This window comes from Pseudoalteromonas sp. SCSIO 43095, from assembly GCF_023650455.1.
Lineage (GTDB): Bacteria > Pseudomonadota > Gammaproteobacteria > Enterobacterales > Alteromonadaceae > Pseudoalteromonas > Pseudoalteromonas tetraodonis.
In genome coordinates this window covers 2,057,842-2,078,051 of the sequence record NZ_CP087995.1, presented here as the reverse complement: position 1 = coordinate 2,078,051, position 20,210 = coordinate 2,057,842, and the positions used below count along the sequence as shown (strand labels likewise).

General features: G+C 40.1%; 20 protein-coding genes. 9 read left to right on the top strand and 11 right to left on the bottom strand.

Features of this window, described 5'->3' with window-relative positions; all coding sequences use genetic code 11:
- Window positions 1-161: 161 nt before the first annotated feature.
- Window positions 162-644 carry a winged helix-turn-helix transcriptional regulator gene (locus tag LOC50_RS09830; protein WP_069440341.1) on the top strand — a complete coding sequence of 161 codons (483 nt, stop codon included), beginning with the start codon at window positions 162-164 and terminating at the stop codon, window positions 642-644.
- A 92-nt stretch (window positions 645-736) separates the two neighbouring features.
- Here the strand turns inward: LOC50_RS09830 and LOC50_RS09825 are convergent, their stop codons facing one another.
- Complete coding sequence (locus LOC50_RS09825; RefSeq protein ID WP_036979699.1) at window positions 737-1,342, bottom strand: TIGR04211 family SH3 domain-containing protein; 606 nt, start codon at window positions 1,340-1,342, stop codon at window positions 737-739.
- Between the two features lie 212 nt (window positions 1,343-1,554).
- Here LOC50_RS09825 and LOC50_RS09820 point away from each other — a divergent pair, with 212 nt between their 5' ends.
- A complete protein-coding gene (locus tag LOC50_RS09820; RefSeq protein ID WP_250653143.1) occupies window positions 1,555-3,075 on the top strand; it encodes a CYTH and CHAD domain-containing protein in 1,521 nt (506 codons plus the stop codon).
- Between the two features lie 230 nt (window positions 3,076-3,305).
- On the opposite strand, the gene LOC50_RS09815 is transcribed toward LOC50_RS09820, so the two are convergent.
- Complete coding sequence (locus LOC50_RS09815; protein ID WP_036979694.1) at window positions 3,306-4,823, bottom strand: S10 family peptidase; 1,518 nt, start codon at window positions 4,821-4,823, stop codon at window positions 3,306-3,308.
- A gap of 351 nt (window positions 4,824-5,174) precedes the next feature.
- On the opposite strand from LOC50_RS09815, the gene LOC50_RS09810 reads away from it, so the two are divergent.
- The 3 genes from LOC50_RS09810 (at window position 5,175) to mrcB (ending at window position 9,224) form a co-directional block, all read left to right on the top strand.
- Window positions 5,175-5,513: a P-II family nitrogen regulator gene (locus tag LOC50_RS09810; RefSeq protein ID WP_010391070.1), complete on the top strand. Its 339-nt coding sequence runs from the start codon at window positions 5,175-5,177 to the stop codon at window positions 5,511-5,513.
- Window positions 5,514-5,522: 9 nt separating this feature from the next.
- On the top strand, window positions 5,523-6,752 hold the full coding sequence (locus tag LOC50_RS09805) for an ammonium transporter AmtB (RefSeq protein ID WP_013464333.1): 1,230 nt from the start codon (window positions 5,523-5,525) through the stop codon (window positions 6,750-6,752).
- 138 nt (window positions 6,753-6,890) lie between these two features.
- Window positions 6,891-9,224, top strand: a complete 2,334-nt coding sequence (mrcB, locus tag LOC50_RS09800; RefSeq protein ID WP_248532731.1) for a penicillin-binding protein 1B — start codon at window positions 6,891-6,893, stop codon at window positions 9,222-9,224.
- Window positions 9,225-9,289: 65 nt separating this feature from the next.
- Here mrcB and hemL read toward each other — a convergent pair whose 3' ends face one another.
- The 4 genes from hemL to LOC50_RS09780 form a co-directional block, all read right to left on the bottom strand.
- Window positions 9,290-10,570, bottom strand: coding sequence for a glutamate-1-semialdehyde 2,1-aminomutase (hemL, locus tag LOC50_RS09795; RefSeq protein WP_069440337.1), 1,281 nt, complete (start codon window positions 10,568-10,570; stop codon window positions 9,290-9,292).
- 38 nt (window positions 10,571-10,608) lie between these two features.
- Window positions 10,609-11,625 (bottom strand): aspartate carbamoyltransferase, encoded by a 1,017-nt coding sequence (locus LOC50_RS09790; RefSeq protein ID WP_138626252.1) that lies wholly within the window; start codon window positions 11,623-11,625, stop codon window positions 10,609-10,611.
- 111 nt (window positions 11,626-11,736) lie between these two features.
- Window positions 11,737-12,171: a CopD family protein gene (locus LOC50_RS09785; RefSeq protein WP_010391077.1), complete on the bottom strand. Its 435-nt coding sequence runs from the start codon at window positions 12,169-12,171 to the stop codon at window positions 11,737-11,739.
- A gap of 16 nt (window positions 12,172-12,187) precedes the next feature.
- The gene (locus tag LOC50_RS09780; RefSeq protein WP_248532732.1) at window positions 12,188-13,870 is read right to left on the bottom strand and encodes a chloride channel protein; all 1,683 of its coding nucleotides are present in this window, start codon (window positions 13,868-13,870) and stop codon (window positions 12,188-12,190) included.
- A 238-nt stretch (window positions 13,871-14,108) separates the two neighbouring features.
- On the opposite strand from LOC50_RS09780, the gene erpA reads away from it, so the two are divergent.
- Complete coding sequence (erpA, locus tag LOC50_RS09775) at window positions 14,109-14,447, top strand: iron-sulfur cluster insertion protein ErpA (protein ID WP_002958911.1); 339 nt, start codon at window positions 14,109-14,111, stop codon at window positions 14,445-14,447.
- Between the two features lie 57 nt (window positions 14,448-14,504).
- Here the strand turns inward: erpA and LOC50_RS09770 are convergent, their stop codons facing one another.
- The gene (locus LOC50_RS09770) at window positions 14,505-14,693 is read right to left on the bottom strand and encodes a hypothetical protein (protein WP_036979680.1); all 189 of its coding nucleotides are present in this window, start codon (window positions 14,691-14,693) and stop codon (window positions 14,505-14,507) included.
- Between the two features lie 362 nt (window positions 14,694-15,055).
- On the opposite strand from LOC50_RS09770, the gene LOC50_RS09765 reads away from it, so the two are divergent.
- The gene (locus LOC50_RS09765; RefSeq protein WP_008111877.1) at window positions 15,056-15,295 is read left to right on the top strand and encodes a helix-turn-helix domain-containing protein; all 240 of its coding nucleotides are present in this window, start codon (window positions 15,056-15,058) and stop codon (window positions 15,293-15,295) included.
- 68 nt (window positions 15,296-15,363) lie between these two features.
- On the opposite strand, the gene LOC50_RS09760 is transcribed toward LOC50_RS09765, so the two are convergent.
- From LOC50_RS09760 to LOC50_RS09745, 4 genes are read right to left on the bottom strand one after another with little or no spacing between them, the layout of a single operon-like run.
- Window positions 15,364-16,743 carry an AmpG family muropeptide MFS transporter gene (locus tag LOC50_RS09760; RefSeq protein ID WP_250653142.1) on the bottom strand — a complete coding sequence of 460 codons (1,380 nt, stop codon included), beginning with the start codon at window positions 16,741-16,743 and terminating at the stop codon, window positions 15,364-15,366.
- 53 nt (window positions 16,744-16,796) lie between these two features.
- Complete coding sequence (locus LOC50_RS09755) at window positions 16,797-17,417, bottom strand: peptidylprolyl isomerase (protein ID WP_008111880.1); 621 nt, start codon at window positions 17,415-17,417, stop codon at window positions 16,797-16,799.
- 2 nt (window positions 17,418-17,419) lie between these two features.
- Complete coding sequence (locus LOC50_RS09750; RefSeq protein ID WP_250653141.1) at window positions 17,420-17,980, bottom strand: YajG family lipoprotein; 561 nt, start codon at window positions 17,978-17,980, stop codon at window positions 17,420-17,422.
- On the bottom strand, window positions 17,981-19,129 hold the full coding sequence (locus tag LOC50_RS09745) for a methyltransferase (RefSeq protein WP_138626255.1): 1,149 nt from the start codon (window positions 19,127-19,129) through the stop codon (window positions 17,981-17,983).
- A gap of 43 nt (window positions 19,130-19,172) precedes the next feature.
- On the opposite strand from LOC50_RS09745, the gene LOC50_RS09740 reads away from it, so the two are divergent.
- Both LOC50_RS09740 and LOC50_RS09735 read left to right on the top strand, forming a co-directional pair.
- Window positions 19,173-19,772 (top strand): alpha-ketoglutarate-dependent dioxygenase AlkB family protein, encoded by a 600-nt coding sequence (locus LOC50_RS09740; RefSeq protein ID WP_054202026.1) that lies wholly within the window; start codon window positions 19,173-19,175, stop codon window positions 19,770-19,772.
- A gap of 68 nt (window positions 19,773-19,840) precedes the next feature.
- On the top strand, window positions 19,841-20,152 hold the full coding sequence (locus LOC50_RS09735) for a BolA family protein (RefSeq protein WP_010391086.1): 312 nt from the start codon (window positions 19,841-19,843) through the stop codon (window positions 20,150-20,152).
- Window positions 20,153-20,210: the final 58 nt, after the last annotated feature.

Genomic DNA, 20,210 nt, shown 5'->3' with positions numbered 1-20,210 from the left:
CTCAGGAGTGTTAAGACTTAGGGTAATTGTTAATTACCGCTAAATGTTGTTGGTGTAAAGCGTGCATTCTAATTAAAATCCAGCAGAATATGCTGGTTAATTTTGTCGTTTTACGATAATTTACAGGGCATATTATTAACTTATCCATATAAAATACTGATATGACTAATCCGAATAGATTACGCCTGCTTGATCGTATCGATATATCAATTTTAGACGTTTTGCAGCGCAATGGTAGAATTTCAAATGTTAACCTCGCAAAACAAGTGAATTTAAGTCCTAGTCCTTGTTTAGATAGAGTTAAACGTCTGGAGCAAGAAGGCTACATTGAGGGATATTTTGCAAAGTTAAGCGAAGAAAAGCTCAATCAAAGCTTAGTGGCGCATGTGCAGGTATCGTTAGTCACCTCAAATACAGCGGTATTTAAAGTGTTTCGCGAACACATTCTTAAAATTAAGCAGGTTGTTGAATGTGACATGGTAGCGGGTGGTTACGACTATTTATTAAAAATTCGCGTCTCTAATATGGATGAATACAGAGAAGTATTAGGTGATTTGGTCGATATTCCGGGAGTGGGTACACACCACACTTACATGGTAATAGAAAAAATAAAACAAGATTCTGGACTGCGTTTAGAGATGTAACCTTTGAGTACATTATTGCAGGTATAAAAAATTGCAGGCATAAAAAAAGCATCTTTTTGATGTTTTTTTTATGCCTGCAATATAGGTGGCGCTTACGCCCAACCTTCATAGCGTTTTCTGCGCGATAACACAATAGTTAAAATAATTCCTAAGAACAAGCCTAAAAATGCAATAGCACCGCCATAAGTGAGTAGCTGACGCTTTTCTTTAGCACTGGTTGCTTGCTTTAATTGTTGTTCTTGAGTAAGCGAGTCTTGTAATTGACTTATTTGTGCTAACAGCTGAGCATTTTGTTCGGTTAGCTGTGAGTTTTGTTCTTGTAGTTCAGGTAATTCTACTTGCGCTTGGCGTAATTTATTTTGCATAGCGCTAATTTCGCTGTTAAGCGCTTGATACTGCTGCTTTAAACCAGCTGATTCGCTGATGAATTTAGCCTCTACCCAGCCTTCACGGTCTTTATCATCTTTAACTTTTATAAAACCGTTTTGTTCATCAGATAATAAAGTCAGTTGCGTGCCTGCATCTATAGAACCGAGTAAGCGATAGTCTTTACTGGCGCCTGAACGCATAAAAGTATACAAGTTATCGATTATATAAGCTGTTTTAGCATTAGTAGGCGGCGTTGATTGAGCTTCCTCTGCTTGGCTCATAAACGGGGCGGCTGTTAAAAGCAGCCATAGTAAACAGTGTTTTAGCATTTATCTACCTTGTTAATCTAGCAGTGTCCGTTGTGAACGTGATTTTTATTTCGCATAAGTATATAGATAGTATGGATTTAATAGTTTAATAGCAAGATAGATATTGTAACCAAGGCATTTTGCTTGCGTGTTTATGACTAAAAAATTTGCAATATAGGTCTGCTTTGTTTATTTTGAGCACTTATTAATTTTAAGGGTAATCCGCAAGCCTAATGGATACTGAGATAGAACTGAAGTTTTTGGTATCAGATGACGTCATTCCACTGATCCCCTCGTTAATTACTCAATTTGCAAAAACAGTCACAAACAAGCCTTCTAAAAGTTTGCAAAATGCTTATTTTGATACGCCAAGCAGAGAGCTGAGAGCACTCGATATTGGTTTTAGAACGCGTTGTACAGACGAGCGCTGTGAGCAAACAATTAAGCTTGCAGGAGACGTGGTGGGGGGATTACATCAACGTCCAGAATATAACCTACCCATAGAAACAAATCGGCCTAATTTAATGGCGTTTGATTCATCAATTTGGCCACACGGCATGCAAATTGATGTTATATCACAAAACCTCTACCCTATATTTAGTACTAATTTTATCCGCCGTACGTGGTTAATTGAAACGCAAAATGGTGCCAAAATTGAAGTGGTATTAGATAAAGGTGAAGTGGCCGCTTCGAGTAAAGTGGAGATTATTAGCGAGCTTGAAATAGAGCTCGTCGAAGGTAGCCGAGACGAGCTATTTGCTTTAGCAGATAAATTAATAAGCCAAAACAGTGTGCGCTTGGGGCTTTATTCAAAAGCAGCAAGAGGCTACCGCCTAGCGGATAACACACCGTTACAACCGAGTAAATCTATCGGTTTTGTTAAACTTACTAAGCAAGCCACTCAAGAGCAAGCACTTATTGAAGCCATGGGCTTTGGTATTCGCTTTGTGCAAAAACATGAGCAATGCTATTTTGATAAGCCAAGTTTAAAAACATTAAAACGTGTGACTGACGGTATTAGTTTAATTCGTCATAACTTTTGGTTATTTGATGATATTGTCAGTAAAGACAGCACCGAGCATCTCAGAACGGAGCTAAAGTGGTTATTGAGTGAATTAGCATGGGTTGAAAATGCCATTCAGTTAAAAACTTACACTTCTAAGCGTCATGCTTTTTATAAAAAAATAAACAGTGCGCCCGCCTTAGCTCAAGTTATTAACGATTTAAAAGAGTTACAACCGAGTATTGATGATATTTTTGCGCTTTTTCATAGTGCGCGCTACAACCGTTTATTGCTGAGCTTAACAACGTGGCTGATAAATAAGCAGTGGCGTAAAGACTGGAGCCAAGCAGAGCTTCAAAACGCTGAGCAGCCCGTTATTGATATTGCTCATCGTTTATTTGATAAAGATTGGAAAAATTTACACCGCTTATTGCCTAAAGAGCAAAGTTTATCGGGCAATGATTATTTAAATTTTCGTACTCAGTTAGAAAATAGCTTACTCAGTGGTAACTGTTTAGGTGCACTGTTTGATAAAGATGAACGATTAGAATTTAGACTCCCTTGGCTCGATATTTCTCATGGCATGTATGAGCTAAGTACGCTTGATTATTTAAAACAGCTGTGTGGCGGACAAGAAGATGCTCAACTAGCAAAAATACAACTATGGTTGGAACAAAAGTCTGACTTTTTAGTCAGTGCCATGGAGCAAAGTCGACACGCTTCATTTGATACAGAACCGTATTGGCTTTGATGGCTAAGCACTTTTGCACGCTTAACTTGTTGCAAAAGTGCATTATTCTATCGCTTTTGTGTTTTGTTACAAATGTGTAAAATCTAGCTGAAATACTCACGACAAAGCAGTACGCAGCAAAGCCAACCGTCATTCGCACCGGTAATTGCACGCATAGCTAATGACCTCAGTTATATACAAAAAAAGTGACCTGAGTGGTCACTTTTTTAATTGTTATAAGCGCATAATCATTAGTATTTAGCGGATTGACCGTCTTTAGGAATAGACTGTTTTATAAACTCGCGTAAATCGTTGTTAGAGCTTTCTAAATCTGCATGACGTAGGTACATCATATGACCACTACGGTAGCCTTTAAAGCTTAATCTATTTTGCATTTTGCCACTTGGATCTAGTTGCCACATTGTGTATTTAGCATCAAAGTAGTTTGTTGCGCCATCATAATAGCCAGCTTGAACCATCACATTTAAATACGGATTTTGAGCCATAGCTAAACGCAAGTTTTCACCTGTATTGTTTCCGCTTCTATCCCATGGGTGAACGTTACCAAATAAGTTATATTTGATATCGGTTTTGTAATTAAGCTCTTCACGCAGGTAGTAGTTAATTGCAGGGGTAAAAGAGTGCAGCCACGATGTAAGCTCTGCCCAGTAATCTGGTGATTCACCGGCATCGCGTTTATCAATTCCTAAATAACGAGAATCCAGACGACCAACCATTTTTCCGCGTTCACGTAATAGCTCTTTCCAAAAAAATTGTGTCGGGATGTCTAAGTTATTTTGGCTAACAAATGTTTCAGATAGACCTGCATATTCGGCCATTTTTTTAATAATACGACGTTTTTCATCTGGGGCAATAAACCCGCCTTTTGCAAGCGCTGGAATAAGCTCATCAACAGTAAACTGTTCAACTTCTGGTAATAGCTCGTCTAAGTCTTTTGCTTGTAAATCGGCGTTTAGTGCTTTGTGATACCACGCTGTAGCTGCAAAGTAAGGTAGGCGATTAGCGGCTTTTACAGGGCCATCGCGCTTAATGCCAATATCGGTAGGTGAAACGAGTACAACACCGTTAATGTACATCCACTGACTATTTTGTAGCTCATGCGCTAAGCCTGATACACGCGTTGTACCATAGCTTTCACCAATTAAAAATTTTGGAGAGCGCCAGCGTTCATTTCGAGATACAAAAGTATTAAGCCATTCTGCTAGGTATTTTATATCGGCATTCACACCAAAAAATAACTCTTTTTGTTTATCCTTTGGTAGAAGGTTACCATCTTTATCTTCAACGACACGCGAATAACCCGTGTTTACAGGGTTTACGTAAACGATGTCTGCTACGTCTAAAACCGAATAAGGGTTATCTTTAACACCGTAAGGTTGAATAGGGTAGCCTTCGTCGTCAATTTTTAAAACGCGTGGGCCGGTGTATGCTAAATGCATCCAAACTGACGCTGAGCCTGGGCCACCATTGAATGAAATAAGTAATGGGCGCTTTGTTCTATCATCGACCTTATCGCGCGTGTAGTAAGTGTATTGAAGGGTTGCGATGGCGTCTCCCTTGTCATCCCATACCGGTTGTGTGCCAGTTGCTACTGTGTAAGAAAATCGTTCATTATTTATTTTTGCTTTGTGCTGGGTAACCACTTTACTGTCAATATCAATACGACGTTGATTATCGGCAAACGAGGCGCTACTTAGGGTGAGCGCAATAGCGGCAATGGGTAAAAATAGACTTCGACTAAATTTCATAAGTGACCCTTTTTATTTTATGTACTGCAGTTATAGCGATATTTGAGTAAAAAACAAAAGTATTGAGACTAGCTGCCGATAATAATCGTTGAGTTAGCGAGTAACCACCTCTGTTAAGAATAAACTTTGTTTAATAGTTAGACTTTTTTTAAACGCCTTCTTTGTATTTCATTGATATCGCACCAATGCAGTATTTTGCATAAAAAAAGCGCACCTAAATGGTGCGCTTTTTTGTTTTATATATTATTTATTTTTTTAAGTTTATGTTTTTATTATTAATTTAAAAATGGCACAAAGGTTGGATTGTATAGAGGAAATACAATAACAAGCTAGCGTCCTAAGGGGGCCTTTGTGAAAATGATCAGTGCAATAATAAAGCCATTCAAACTAGATGATGTGCGTGAAGCACTCGCTGATTTAGGCATCGAAGGAATGACAGTGGTTGACGTTAAGGGATTTGGACGTCAAAGAGGGCATACTGAGTTATACCGTGGTGCTGAATATCAGGTTGACTTTATACCTAAAATTAAACTTGAAATTGCTACTCGTAGTGAAAATTGCCAACGCGTTGTAGAAACCATTACCAAAGTCGCTGGAACGGGCAAAATTGGTGACGGCAAAATTTTTGTTTACGACCTAGACCAAATCGTCCGTATTCGTACTGGCGAGCTTGATGATGATGCAATTTAAGGGGGCAACATGGAAAATACAATTATAGAGCTGAAGTTTTCGCTCGATACGTTTTACTTTTTAATGTCTGGCATCTTAGTCATGTGGATGGCAGCCGGTTTTGCAATGTTAGAAGCGGGTTTAGTGCGCTCTAAAAATACCACAGAAATTCTAACTAAAAATATCGCGCTTTATTCTATCGCGTGTACTATGTTTTTGTTGATAGGCTACAACATTATGTACGTAGATAATGTTGAAGGCGGCGTTATTCCTTCGTTTGGTGGGCTAATAGGTAGCCAAGCGGCAGATGCTAATCATTCACTAGAATCTGACTTTTTCTTCCAAGTAGTGTTTGTTGCAACGGCCATGTCTATTGTATCTGGCGCCGTAGCAGAGCGTATGAAGTTATGGGCTTTCTTAGTGTTTACAGTAGTACTTACAGGATTAATTTACCCAATTGAAGGTTACTGGACATGGGGTGGCGGCTTCTTATCTGAATTAGGCTTTGTTGATTTTGCAGGCTCTGCAATTGTCCATGCAACGGGTGCGGCTGCAGCGCTTGCGGGTGTAATACTACTGGGTGCACGTAAAGGTAAATATGGTAAAAATGGTGAAATTTACCCAATTCCAGGTTCAAACTTGCCACTTGCTACATTGGGTACGTTTATTTTATGGATGGGTTGGTTTGGCTTTAACGGCGGATCACAGTTATTAATTTCAGACAAAGAAAACGCAACAGCGGTAGGTCAAATATTACTTAATACCAATGCTGCTGCAGCTATGGGGGCAATTTCAGCCTTGTTCTTATGTAAACTTTTATGGGGCAAAGCCGATTTAACCATGGTACTTAATGGTGCACTTGCAGGCTTAGTGGTTATTACTGCAGACCCATTATCACCATCACCACTAATGGCGTGTTTATTTGGCTTACTAGGTGGCTCATTAGTGATACTTAGTATTGTCGCACTGGACAAAGCGAAGATAGATGATCCCGTGGGTGCTATTTCTGTTCATGGTGTGTGTGGCATCCTAGGTATCGTGCTAGTACCGGTTACTAATGCTGAGGCCAGCATTGTTAATCAGTTGATTGGCCTACTATGTATTATTAGTTTTGTGTTTATTGCTTCATTCATTGTATGGGCAATCCTCAAGCAAACTATGGGTATTCGTGTTACCGAAGAAGAAGAGTTAAACGGTATGGATCAACACGATTGTGGTATTGATGCTTATCCAGAGTTTGTATCAGTTAGAAGTAATTAATTAAAAGTATTGTGTGTTCAATCAAAGCCCTACTCTGTTAGGGCTTTTTTGATTTCAGGGGAGGTTAATTTTTCAGGTGCTAAGGTAATGTGATAAGCTCCTCGCGTTAAATTAACCTTCGGAATATATTACACTTAAATGGCTGAAAAAAAGAAAACATCGACCAGTAAACCCTCGACTAAGCGCGCTACTAAGTCAACGAAATCATCGGCGCGAAAAAGTGCGACCAAAAAAACTTCAAGCACCGCAAAACGGCCACTTTTTAAAACGTTGTTTTCTATTTTTTGGAAACTGAGTCTGGCGACTTTTATCGCCATTGCACTTTATTTTATTTACCTTGATGCAAAAATAACTCGCCAGTTTGAAGGCAATAAATGGCAACTTCCGGCACAAGTATATGCCCGCTCAATGACTTTTTTTCCAGGCCAGTTTTTATCAGAGCAAGAGGTTTTATGGGAGCTTAAGCGCTTAAACTACACGCCAGTTAATCGCTTAAGTCGGACTGGGCAGTATATTAAAACAGCCAATAGTATTAAGATTTTTCGCCGTGACTTTGAATTTTATGATGGTTTAGAGAGCGCTCATGTTATTGAATTGCGCTTCTCTGGAGAGAAGGTAGCCAGTATTAAAGATAAGTTTGGACGTCGTTTAAACACTGCCAGATTAGAGCCTGTACAAATAGCCCGTATTGGTAATGACTCAAAACAAGATAGAGAGTTTGTACCATTAGATAAATTTCCTGACATGCTTAAAAATACCTTATTAGTAGTTGAAGACCGCGATTTTTATGATCATCACGGTGTATCGGTATTTTCAATTTTACGCGCTTTGTATACCAATATTCGCGCAGGCCGCACCGTACAAGGGGGGAGTACATTAACCCAGCAGCTGGCTAAAAATATTTACCTTACCCGTGAGCGTTCGTTAGTACGTAAAATTAATGAAGCCTTTATTGCGCTTATTCTTGATTACCGTTACTCAAAAGATCAGATTCTCGAAGCCTATTTAAACGAAGTGTACTTAGGTCAGTCATACAACCAAGGGGTACATGGAATGGGGCTGGCCGCCGAGTTTTACTTTGCCAAACCTGTTGATGAACTAGAGTACGACCAAATTGCCTTGCTGGTGGCTATGGTTAAAGGCCCATCTTATTACAATCCTAGACGTTACAAAGAACGTGCTATGGAGCGTCGTGACCTAGTGCTGCGTTTAATGGTCGATAACAAACTTATTTCTACTAAAGAGTATAGAGCCTCGTTAAAGCGCGCAATTGATATTGCACCAATGAAAGCCAGCTTGCAAAAGTCTTACCCAGGTTACTTAGAGTTGGTTAATCGCGAGCTGAAACAGCTGCTACCTGATCAAGAAGTGTTAGATGCAGGGGTGCGCGTATTTACCTACTTCGACTTGCAAAAACAAACCGCAATGGAAGAGTCGATTCAGGCCAGTTTACCTTATTTGGAAAGGCGTCCAAATACCAAAGAATTAGAAGCGGCAATGATCTCCGTTAATGTTGAAAAAGCCGGTGTATCAGCGTTAGTCTCTGGACGCGATGTGCGTTACTCAGGGTTTAACCGGGTGCTTGATACCAAGCGCAATATTGGCTCATTAGTTAAACCGGCAGTGTATTTAAGTGCACTGCAGCTTCCTCATTATAACTTAGCGACGTTACTTGATGACTCGCCCGTGCAAGTCACCAACGAAGAGGGAAAAGTATGGCAGCCAGAAAACTTTGATCATCAATACCGTGGTGCCATGCCTCTTTATAAAGCATTTAGCCACAGTATTAATATACCGGCAGTTAACTTAGGGCTTGATGTAGGCGTCGATAAAGTGGCTAACACGCTCAGGGGCTTAGGAGCTAAAGGCTATATTAATGAATACCCATCGCTGCTATTAGGGGCTATTGAAATGTCGAGCTTTGAAGTGGCACAGCTTTATACCACGATTGCAGCAGACGGTGAATACAGAGAGCTGACGTCTATTTCTGCGTTAACCGACTCTGTTGGTAAAGTACTTTATAAGCACAAAGTAATTAACGAGCAACGCTTTGATAAAGATGCCATGTACATGACCAAATATGCTATGAAGCGAGTAACTAAAGATGGCACCGCTAAGCGCTTAAACTTACATTTTCCGTCAATCCAGTTGGCAGGTAAAACAGGTACCAGTAATGAATTACGCGACAGCTGGTTTGCTGGATTTGATCAAAATACAGTAACGGTTGCATGGATAGGCCGTGACGATAATAAAAGCACCGGCTTAACCGGCAGTGTTGGCGCGCTTGAAACCTATATTCGTTATTTAAAACCGCTAAACCCCCAAGCAATTGCCGATACCCGTCCGCCTTCAATTAGGTGGGCATTTGTAAACGAGCAAACCGGGAAGCAAGCACCACCGGGCTGTGGCAAAGTGATTCAGCTACCGCTTAGAGCCAGTGAGTTTAAACCAAGACCAGAATGTATTCGTTAAATAGTAAAAACAAAAAAAGCCCGAAAGGGCTTTTTTTATGGGTAAGTGATCTTATGAGCTAAACGTTATAGCTTGGCAAAAGCGCGCTCTGCCGCTTCAATCGTTGCCTGAACTTCTTGCTCTGTGTGCGCAGCACACACAAAACCAGCTTCAAACGCTGAAGGCGCTAAATAAACCCCTTCTTCAAGCATTAAGTGGAAGAACTTTTTAAAGCGCTCTAAATCACATTCAGTAGCTTGTTGGTAAGTAGTTACTTTTTCTGCATCGGTGAAGAAAAAACCATACATGCCGCCAGCGTAGTTAGTCGTTAAGGCAATACCTGCTTTTTTAGCTGCGGCTTCAAAGCCTTCACAAATCGCTTTACTAATGGCTTCTAGTTTTTCGTGAACGCCAGGAGCGCTTAGTAGTTCAAGTGATTTTAAGCCTGCTGCCATCGCAATAGGGTTACCTGAAAGTGTACCCGCTTGATAAACAGGGCCTACAGGGGCTATGTAATCCATTATTTCTGTTTTACCACCAAATGCGCCAACTGGCATGCCACCACCAATTACTTTACCTAAACAGGTTAGGTCTGGCTTGATGTTGTAATACGCTTGAGCGCCACCAAGGGCGACACGAAAACCTGTCATTACTTCGTCAAAAATAAGCACAGATTGGTACTGATCACATACTTCACGCAGACCTTCTAAAAAGCCGGGTACTGGTGGAATACAGTTCATGTTACCGGCAACTGGTTCAACAATAATACACGCGATTTCATCGGCGTACTTGGCAAAAATCGCTTTTACTTCTTCAATATTGTTAAACGAAACGGTGAGTGTGTGCTTAGCTAAATCTTCAGGAATGCCTGGAGAGTTAGGTACACCCATAGTTAATGCGCCAGAGCCGGCTTTTACTAGCAGTGAATCTGCATGGCCGTGGTAACACCCTTCAAATTTTAAGATTTTGTCACGACCAGTAAAGCCACGGGCTAAGCGAATTGCGCTCATTGTTGCTTCTGTACCTGAGCTTACCATACGTACTTTTTCGATAGATGGGACTAGCTCTTTTACTTTTTCAGCCATTAAAATTTCAGCTTCAGTAGGTGCACCGTAGCTTAAACCATTTTCTACCGCGTCATGCACTGCTTGTTTAATTTCAGGGTGATTGTGGCCCATAATCATTGGACCCCAAGAGCCTACATAATCGATGTAACGGTTGCCATCAGCATCAAATGTAAACGCGCCCTGTGCTTTAGTAATAAACAGCGGAGTACCACCTACACCATTAAATGCACGCACTGGTGAATTTACGCCACCAGGAATAGAGTCTTGAGCTCGTTTAAATAAGTCTTGGCTAATTGTCATGAAAAATCCTATTGTTTTATCACTTTAAAATTAAAAGCTTAGCTATCGCGTTTGCGGCTAAACCAAGGAACGTCTACTTCATACTGCTCGACTTTGTTTTCTACGCCGAGGGTTAAAGCAAACAGTGCCATACGAATAAGTACGCCATTTTGTACTTGGCGGAATATCGCTAGATTGTCGTTAGCATTTAAGTCGTTATCAAGTTCGTTTGCCTCTAAACGGCTATCGCGAGGAAGCGGGTGCATTAATACTGAATTAGGTTTGCAATGAGTATTATAAATAGACTGGCTAATTCTAAATCCACCACGGTACTTATTAGCTTCTTCTTGTGATGGAAAACGCTCTTCTTGGATTCGTGTTTGATAAACGATATCGGCTGCTAAGTTACCTTCCATTTTATCTACCAGTTCAATTTTATGACCGGCATTTTCAACCGCAGATAAAATCGAGTCAGGCATTTGCAAGCCATTAGGGGCAACCATCGAAAACTTAATGTCTTTGTAATGGCATAATAACTTTGATAGCGAGTGAACAGTACGGCCATATTTTAAATCGCCGACTAGCGCAATATGCATACCATCGATATTTTGATCGAAGCGGTTAAGTTCACGCTCAATAGTTAATAAATCAAGCAGTGCTTGAGTGGGGTGCTCATTAGGGCCATCGCCACCGTTTATTACTGGTACGCTGCAACCTGTTGCAAATTCAGCTACCGAGCCTGAGTCAGGATGGCGCATAGCAACCGCATCAGCATAAGCTGAAATAACGCGTGCGGTATCATAAAGTGATTCGCCCTTAGCAAGCGCAGAGCTTTGCATGCCGGTGGTTTCACGAACCAGTCCACCGAGTAAGTTAAACGCAGTGCCAAAACTAACACGAGTACGTGTACTGGGTTCAAAAAATAGATTTGCTAAAATAGCGCCTTCAAGCACGTTGGTCCGCTTTTGTTTTTTAGCATATGGCTCCATTTTTTTTGCTACAGCAAATATGCGTTCAATACAGTCTCGGTCGAGTTGATTAACAGAGAGTATATTTTCACCTTGGAAACTGAACATGGGGTTATTCCTAGTTATTCAAAAAGGCGCGATAATCCACAAAGGAGCACGCAATCGCGCGTATTATACAAACTTAGTATGCGACTTGGCAGCGTAATTTATAAGCCTTTGCTAAAAGCTTGGCTTAATAATCGCCAAAGCGACAATAACGAGTAGCGCTAAAACTGGTAGCTCGTTGAAAATGCGATAAAACCGATCGCTTTTAGTATTTCTATCGTGTTTAAAATCAGCTAACAATTTGAAACAGTAGCCATGATAAATATATAAAATAATCACCAGCACGAGTTTGTAATGCAGCCACATGCTGTAACGAAACCATTCGCGGCCGTATTCAACAATAGTTAATACGCCAAATACTGCGGTAAGCACCGCAAAGGGTGTAACAAAATAAAGTAGCCGACGTTCCATTACTTTTAGCATTGAGTTACACGATTTTTCTTCACTCATAGCGTGATAAACAAAAAGTCGAGGTAGGTAAAAAATACCGGCAAACCAAGCAATCATAAAAAATACGTGCAAGGTTTTGTAAATTAATAATGCGCTCATATTGTTCTCATTATTGTTAAAGTAAACTGTTACGTATGGTTAAAATATGGTGGATTTGATCCCACCTTAGTAATCCCATAATTTGTTGATTATCTAGCAAGTTATATACATAAAGTGCACCACTGCGTTTATCATTCAAAATTTCAAATGCATCTGCAAGGGTGGCTTGGCTGCTAATACCTTGTAAGCTAATGTATTTTATATTGACCGCCTGATCAGACATTAAACTTAAGTCATATTCAGCTAGGCGATAACCATTTTCTTCATCAAATACAATTAATGGTGTTTGGCTGTCCATGGCATCTAGACTGTTTTTTATTTGCTCTTTATCGTCGGAGTAGAGCAGTTTAAAGTCTTCATCCATGTCATCCATCACTCCTACTTTTTGTAAGGCTTCAGTGGCGGGAGAGACATGATAGGGAAGCCCTTGAAAGTCTAATTGCTGTAAAAATATTGAGCGGTTACCAAATACCTGTAAAGCTGTAACGTAGGCGGTAGTAATGACGATCATCGCTGGCACAATAATTTCCGGTGACGAGGTCAGCTCCATTACGGTGGTCAGTGCCGCTAAGGGGGAGTGTAGTGTGGCCGCTAATAAGCCTGCCATGCCCAGCACCCCGTAAGTGCCGGCTATATCGGTGCCGGGGCTAATAAATTGAGCAAAAAATGCCATTAAAGTACCGGTTAAAACGCCCAGCCCAATAACCGGACCTATCAACCCACCAGGAATACCTAAGCCAATAGCAAATAAGGTGGCTAATAACTTAGCAATTAAAATAGTGGTGAGTAGTTGTATATTTTCAGGTGACTCAACCGCAATAGTTATCGCACTCATACCCGAGCCCATTGCTTGTGGAACTGCGTAAGCAATTAAACTGGCAATACACCCTGCAATTATTAAACGTGGAAACATACTAAGTGGTTTAAAGGTTTTAATAATCAGCATTAAGTTTTGATTAAAAGCATAAGCCACCGCGCCCAATCCCATGCCGCACAAAACTAAATAGGGGTAATGCCAACCACTTAAAGGCGCAATGCTTATTAGCGCAAGTTCTGAGCCTTCACCAAATACAAACTGTGTTGCTAATGCGCCGGTAACGGCTGCGAGCATAATCGGCACAAAAATATGCACTTTGTATTCTCTGAGCACGACTTCCATTACAAAAATAACCGCAGCCAGGGGGGTATTGAACGACGCAGCAATGCCCGCGGCAACGCCACAACCACTGAGGGTACGCATAGCGTTGTGGGGTAAGTGTAGTTTATTTGCTAATATGCTTGCCCCTGCTGCTCCCATGTGAACTGAGGGGCCTTCGCGGCCAACAGAAAAACCGCTGATCAGTGCAAACGCGCCGCCTACAAACTGGTTAACCGTATTATAAAGTGGCATTTGCCCGTAATGACGTTTTATTCTGTGTATTACAAAGGGGATACCCAAGCGGTAATGTTTAAAGCCGGTAAAAGCCGCAAATGTGGCTATCAGAAGTGCAGCAATCAAAGGCATTAATACCCGTTCTAGGGTAGGGAGAGTAGTAAAGTCGTCAGGGGTTTCTAAAAATAAACTTTGAAAAAATAAAATGGTTAGGCGAAACAGTATAATGAAAAATGCAGCAATTAGTCCGGCACTTACGCCCAATAAGCATAATTGTACGGATGTTTTTGGTTTTGCTAATCGACGTCTCAGTCGCTCAAGCCACATGCTTTATTTCCCCGTAGCATTTTTAGGCGTCAAGTTTATCAAAATAGTCTAGGGAAGTCCTTGAGATTTTTAACAACCGATTAATTTAAATTAAATTTATAGTATATTGATTCACTGAACAGATTAAACGCGCATTGTTTTAATTAAAGCTTATAAACGCGAGCTTACTATACTTGATTAAAACACTCAGGTATTAGATAATCTGATGCATTAGTATAAAGGTATTGAGGGTTATAAAATGTCTGAAGAATTACCCATTAAGTTTAGCGACGCAGCCGCTGTGCGTGTTAAACAGTTAATCGACGAAGAAGAAAACCCAGATCTAAAACTGCGTGTTTATGTCACAGGCGGTGGTTGTTCAGGTTTTCAATACGGTTTTACTTTTGATGAAAAAGCGAATCCTGGCGATTTAGAAATTGTTAAAAACGGGGTTACCTTAGTCATTGACCCTATGAGTATCCAATATTTAGTTGATGGTGAAGTTGATTACACCGAGGGATTAGAAGGGGCACGCTTTTTTGTCTCTAACCCTAATGCCACAACAACGTGTGGCTGTGGCGCTAGTTTTAGCGTATAAAAATATCGTTATCCAAAAAAACCGCTTAATCAGCGGTTTTTTTATGTGCTTAAAAAATCATAACTCAGTTGGGCTGTATTCTGTTATTTGCATCATTAACACAAAAAAGCCAAGCACAAACGCAGAGAAGACTAAAATATAGATAAAGCCTTTTTTACCCTGTTTGATTGGAATTGCATAATGGCGCAAAAAAAAGTACCAGCCCAAGCATAAAATAATAGGCAGTAAAAAAAGTAGTCTAAACATGATTTAGCCTTTTTAAGCAAATAATAAGTTAATAATAAACGGCTTATATTTAAATGAAACAAAAAAGTTATAAAATATTTAACCTTATTCAGACTTAGTAAATATTTGTTGCTAAACTTTAATCGCATAATTACTAATTAATCATTCAGAACAACGGTGAATGGTATATAATGTATCCAAGAGTGAAACGGGCAAGGTTTCATTTTTCACAATAATAAAGTGTTAATACATATTTGAGCGTTTTTTATTGGTTGAATTGTAAGCGTTTACACTGCGCTTTAGTGAGTGGTTGTAGTTTTACAGTGTTGGCGGTTTTAAGCGCTTAGCTATATGTATATTTAAACAACGAGTAGGAGTTGTATATGATGGGTAAAACCGTATCTTCGGAAGAAAATGCAAAATTAACAAAGTGGCTTAAAACTAAACGCCATGAAAAAGGCTACACCATGCGCAGCTTAGCGCAAATCTTGGGTACGCCACATTCTTTTATTGGCAAAATTGAAAATCAGGAACGTCGTTTAGATGTAATTGAGTTTGTTCGCTACTGTAATGCATTAGAAGTCGACCCGTATGAAGCATTAAGCTTAATTAAAGCTGACTAACGCTTTCTTTTTGGCTCTAATCGTAAAGTTAAATTAGCGTCTACAGCCAATACTAGTGCAGGGATGCATTAGGTATTTTTATGATAATTTTGCTCTAGTGCATATAGCTTGTGCCTAATTAGAAATAAAAACACTAATGAGGGTAAAACCATAAGCGCAGTTAATACAAAGAACAATGACCAATTCCCCATTAGCCAATCATCAATAACCACACCGCTGTAACTCGATAATAACGTACGCCCTAAATTACCCAGAGATGCTAGTAGTGCATAATGGGTGGCGCTAAATGCTCTGTCACACAACATAGATATAAAAGCAACCATTGCCACTAAAGACCAAGCTTGGGTAAAGCCATCAACTACAATTGCCATTGCATATAAGTGCTCTTGTGGACCAGCTAAGGCAATCCAAGAAAACATTAAGTTAGATGCTGCCATGGCTACGCCACTAATAAATAAGCCTTTCACAATGCCATATTTATGGTTAAAAATACTGCCCAAAAAGGCAAATAAAATGGTGATTAACCCCGTGCCGAGTTTTGAGTAATTTGCTATTTGTGTATTACTGAAGCCAACTTCTTTATAAAATACAATCGACATCCGCGCTAAAAATGCTTCACCAATCTTAAATAAGAAAATAAACGCCAGCAGCGCCAACGCGGTTTTAACGCCATTTTTAGCAAAAAAGGTTTTAAACGGATCAACCACGGTAACGCCTAGCCATGCAAGCGTTTTTGTCAGTGGTGTTTGTTTAGTTGCGGCGAGTTTTTCAAGATAAACACGTTCTAGTTCGGCATGTACGGCTTCGCGATTTGATTGTGGCTCTTTAGCCCAAAATACACAGCTAATTAATAACAGCATAATCACGGATAAAAAATAATACACCTGTGGCCAGTCAATATTTGGCATATCAGCCATGTAAAAAGGCACAGCTCCTAATAAAGCATAGCCAGTCCACCAACCTGAGGTGGCCATTGCAGCCGCCGCGGTGGCTTTGTGAGATTCATTTTCACTAAGGGTGTCTATCCGAAAGGCGTCAATTGCAATATCTTGCGTGGCAGAGGCTATGGCGATTAACAAGCAAAGTGCGGCGGCAACTGCTAGGTTTGCTTTCAAATCAAGTCCTGCAAGTAGCAATGTGCCAAGCAAAATAAAGCTTTGGCAAAACAGGATCCAACTACGGCGCTGACCAAGCCAATTATATAAAAAGGGCAGTTTAGTGCGGTCTATTAAAGGTGACCATAAAAAGTTGATGCTGTAGGCACCAAACACAATGCCAAATAGGCCAATCATGCTGCGGCTCAAACCTTCATCTTTAAGCCATGCCGACATTACTGAGCCAATTAATACCCACGGAAAGCCACTGCTCATTCCAAATATAAAAACATTAATCAAACGTTTATCTTTAAAATAAGAAAAGTATTCGCTAACAGAAAGTGTGCTATTCATAGAGGCTCATTGGCTTATACAAAGAGCAGCTAAGGCTGCTCTTATTAAAAAAGTTATAAAGGAACTTGCTCAAGCACCTTAATATTTAATATAACGACCGGTTTTTCGGGTACAAAGTTGTAGCCAATTTTGTCATTAAATCCGGTTTTTACAGCCATGATTTTATCGAGTGTTTCATAGCCTTCCATCACACTGCCAAACACGGCAAATCCCCAATCACGGCCAGGGTTTAAATGATCGTTATCATCCATATTAAAAAAGAACTGACGCGTTCCTGAGTGTGGTTCACGGTCTTGATAAGCCATCGCAATGCTATACATATCGTTTGTTAAGCCGTTACCGCTTTCATTAAAAATAGGGTCGTTTTCATGTAGGCCATCGTAATCTTTATCATAACCACCGCCTTGAATTACAAAGTCACGATCATTTTCTACATCGCGTTCTACACGATGAAACACGCTGCCTTGATAGCTTTTATCAGACACGTAAGTCAAAAAGTTATTGACCGTAATAGGGGCTCTTGAGCGGTCTAGCTCAACCACAATGCTGCCCAACGATGTCACAATTTCTACTCGAGGGAAAATATTATCTTTTTGCACAAAGCGGCCTTCTTGTGCCGCTAAACTATTTACGCTAAAAAATAAGCTTACGCAGATTAAAAAAAGTTGCTTCATTATTAACCTTCTAAAAATGCAATTAATTCAGGGTCAGATACAATGCGGGTAATTAACTGCTCAGTCAACTTATTGAGCTGACCTTCAATTTTTGCTCTATCATGACCAAGTGGTCCAGATAAATTAGCATTACCGCTATAACGCTTACTGAAATTACTGGTAGGGCGAATCACCCGCACTTCAAATTCAATCTTGGCATCACTGGTATGGCTCATTAGCTTTTCTGTAACTACCGCTTGCAGTGCGTGAATATCTAACTCAAAGCGCAATTGCGCTAAATTAGAAATGCTGGCGCCATTGCGACTAAGCGCACTGTCTAGTGCACTTTTAACAGACTCAGTAATACCCGTGCTGGCAATGGTTTTTGTTTTGCTCGATTCAATCAACTTTAAGGTTGCACTGTCACCACGTAAATCAATCACGCTGGTGTTTAAGCTGTTATTGATTGAGCTTATTTGTCCACTTTTATAGACGGGATTGAGAATAAGCTGATTAGGCTGATTGGCACATCCCGAAAAAACCACTAAAGTACAACAGCCCAATAATATCTTTATGAGTTTCATTTATAACGTCCCACTATTTTTAGTTGCGCTGAGTACCACAAACTTTTTATTAGAGCCTAATAAAGTACAGTTACCAAACATACGGTTTAGTTTGCCATGATAATCTAAATGACGATTGCCAATAATACGCAACTCGCCACCTTCTTTTAATGTGTCTTTTGCTTGCTTGAACATTTGCCATGCTATGTGGTCGGTAACCGCTTGTGCTTGGTGAAATGGCGGATTACACAATACAATATCAGCACTTTTACGTTCAAAGTCAGTTAAACAATCATTCTCTATAAAAGTACATTGTTCAAACTTGTCTTCCATGTTTAATTCAATGTTGAGTCGAGCTGATTCAACCGCCATATATGATTCATCAACAAAGCTAATATGAGCATTAGGACAGCGCGCTAATGTCATTAAACCAACCACGCCATTACCACAGCCTAAATCTATAATATTTTTGGCTTTATTTGTTTGTGGCAAATAATTAAAAAAGAAGCGCGCACCTATATCAAGTGAATCACGTGAAAACACATTGGCATGATTGCTTATTGTAAAATCAGTGCCTTCGAGTGGCCAGCTCACTGGGAAATCTGCACCTTTATAACCGCCAGCGGCTTGGCTAATAATTAAACGTGATTTTTTTACTGCAAGACTTGTTTTCGTCTCACCAATAAAGTTTTCAAATGCTTTAATAGTAGAGTTATGCACGTCTTTAGTTTTTGCAGCACCAATAACCGGTGTACCTGGCGCGAGCACTTCGCTTAGTTCAGATAACTGATACTGTAAAAAAGCCAACGTGCGTGGTACTTTTACTAACACTAGGTCTACTTGCTCAGGTAAAGCCGATAAACTATCAAGCTGGCTAAACGCGGTTGTTGCAATTTTGTTTTGCGCTAAGTTATGAGCCGCCGCCTGATGGCTAATATAAGAGTCGTTTACTGAACAAACAGTTAACTGTTGTTTGCTAAAATAACAGCTAAGTGCACCAAAGCTGTCGTTTAAGATCAGTAACGAGCGACAATCAGGGTAGTGTTCATTAACATAGTCAATGAGGTATTCGTCTGCTGAATCCCACGCTTGTAAGCTGCGGTTTTTTTGATCCAAAGGAAAGCGTTCAAGAGTAAAGGTGTTATCGCCGAGCGTAGCTTGCGTAGTCATAATAGTTTAATGATCAGTAATCAAATGATAGGTAAATTCTAACATGCAACCGCCAAACGCCAACCCCCAACTGTTACCAAATGGCTTTTCTTATCAAAGTAAGGTGCTTAGTGCGCAAAAAAGCCTCGATTTATTTTACTATTTGCAGCAAAACCTAAATTGGCAACAGCCAAACATTACAGTGTTTGGTAAAACGGGGCCAATACCTAGGCTACAATGTTTTATCAGCGAAGAAAATCTTGATTACGGTTATTCTGGGCATAAACTCGATTTAGAGCCTTGGCCAGACGTATTACTTGCCATGCGAACACGTTTAGAAAATCACCTACAGCAACCGTTTAATTCAATTTTGGTTAATTACTATCGGGATGGCCACGATTGTATGGGTTGGCATAGTGATGACGAAGCTGAGCTTGGCCCTGAGCCTACCATAGCCTGTGTATCGCTTGGCTCAGAGCGATTATTTAAACTTAAACACAAAGTAAGCAACAGCATTACTAACATTAAATTACAAAGTGGTAGTTGTTTAATAATGAGCGGACAGAGCCAACAAAATTACCAGCATGCGCTACCAAAACAAACAACACTTAAACACCCGCGGATCAGTTTAACGTTTCGCTATATTAATAATGGTTTCAGTTAAATAGCATTAGCCATGGTGTAGCCGCAGTTGTTATAGTAACCATATAACTGAATTTTGAGGGTGGTTTTATGTCAATGCAACAACAAATACGTGACAAGCTAGCAAATGCTATTGCGTGTAAGCATTTAAATGTTATTAACGAAAGCCATATGCACAGTGCAGGCACTGAATCACACTTTAAAGTGATTGTAGTTAGTGAGGAATTTGCTGGTAAGCGATTATTGCAGCGTCATCGTGAAATTAATGAAATTTTAAAAGATGAGCTGGCAAATCATATTCATGCGCTTGCGATGCACACTTATACTCCTGAGGAATTTACAGAGCACGACGGCGAAGCGCCGCAGTCACCTAATTGCATGGGCGGCTCAAAAGTTGGATAACAGGTATAGTGAATTGGTTTGAGCAGTGAGTAACTGATCAGATCAGTTTTTTTTGTTT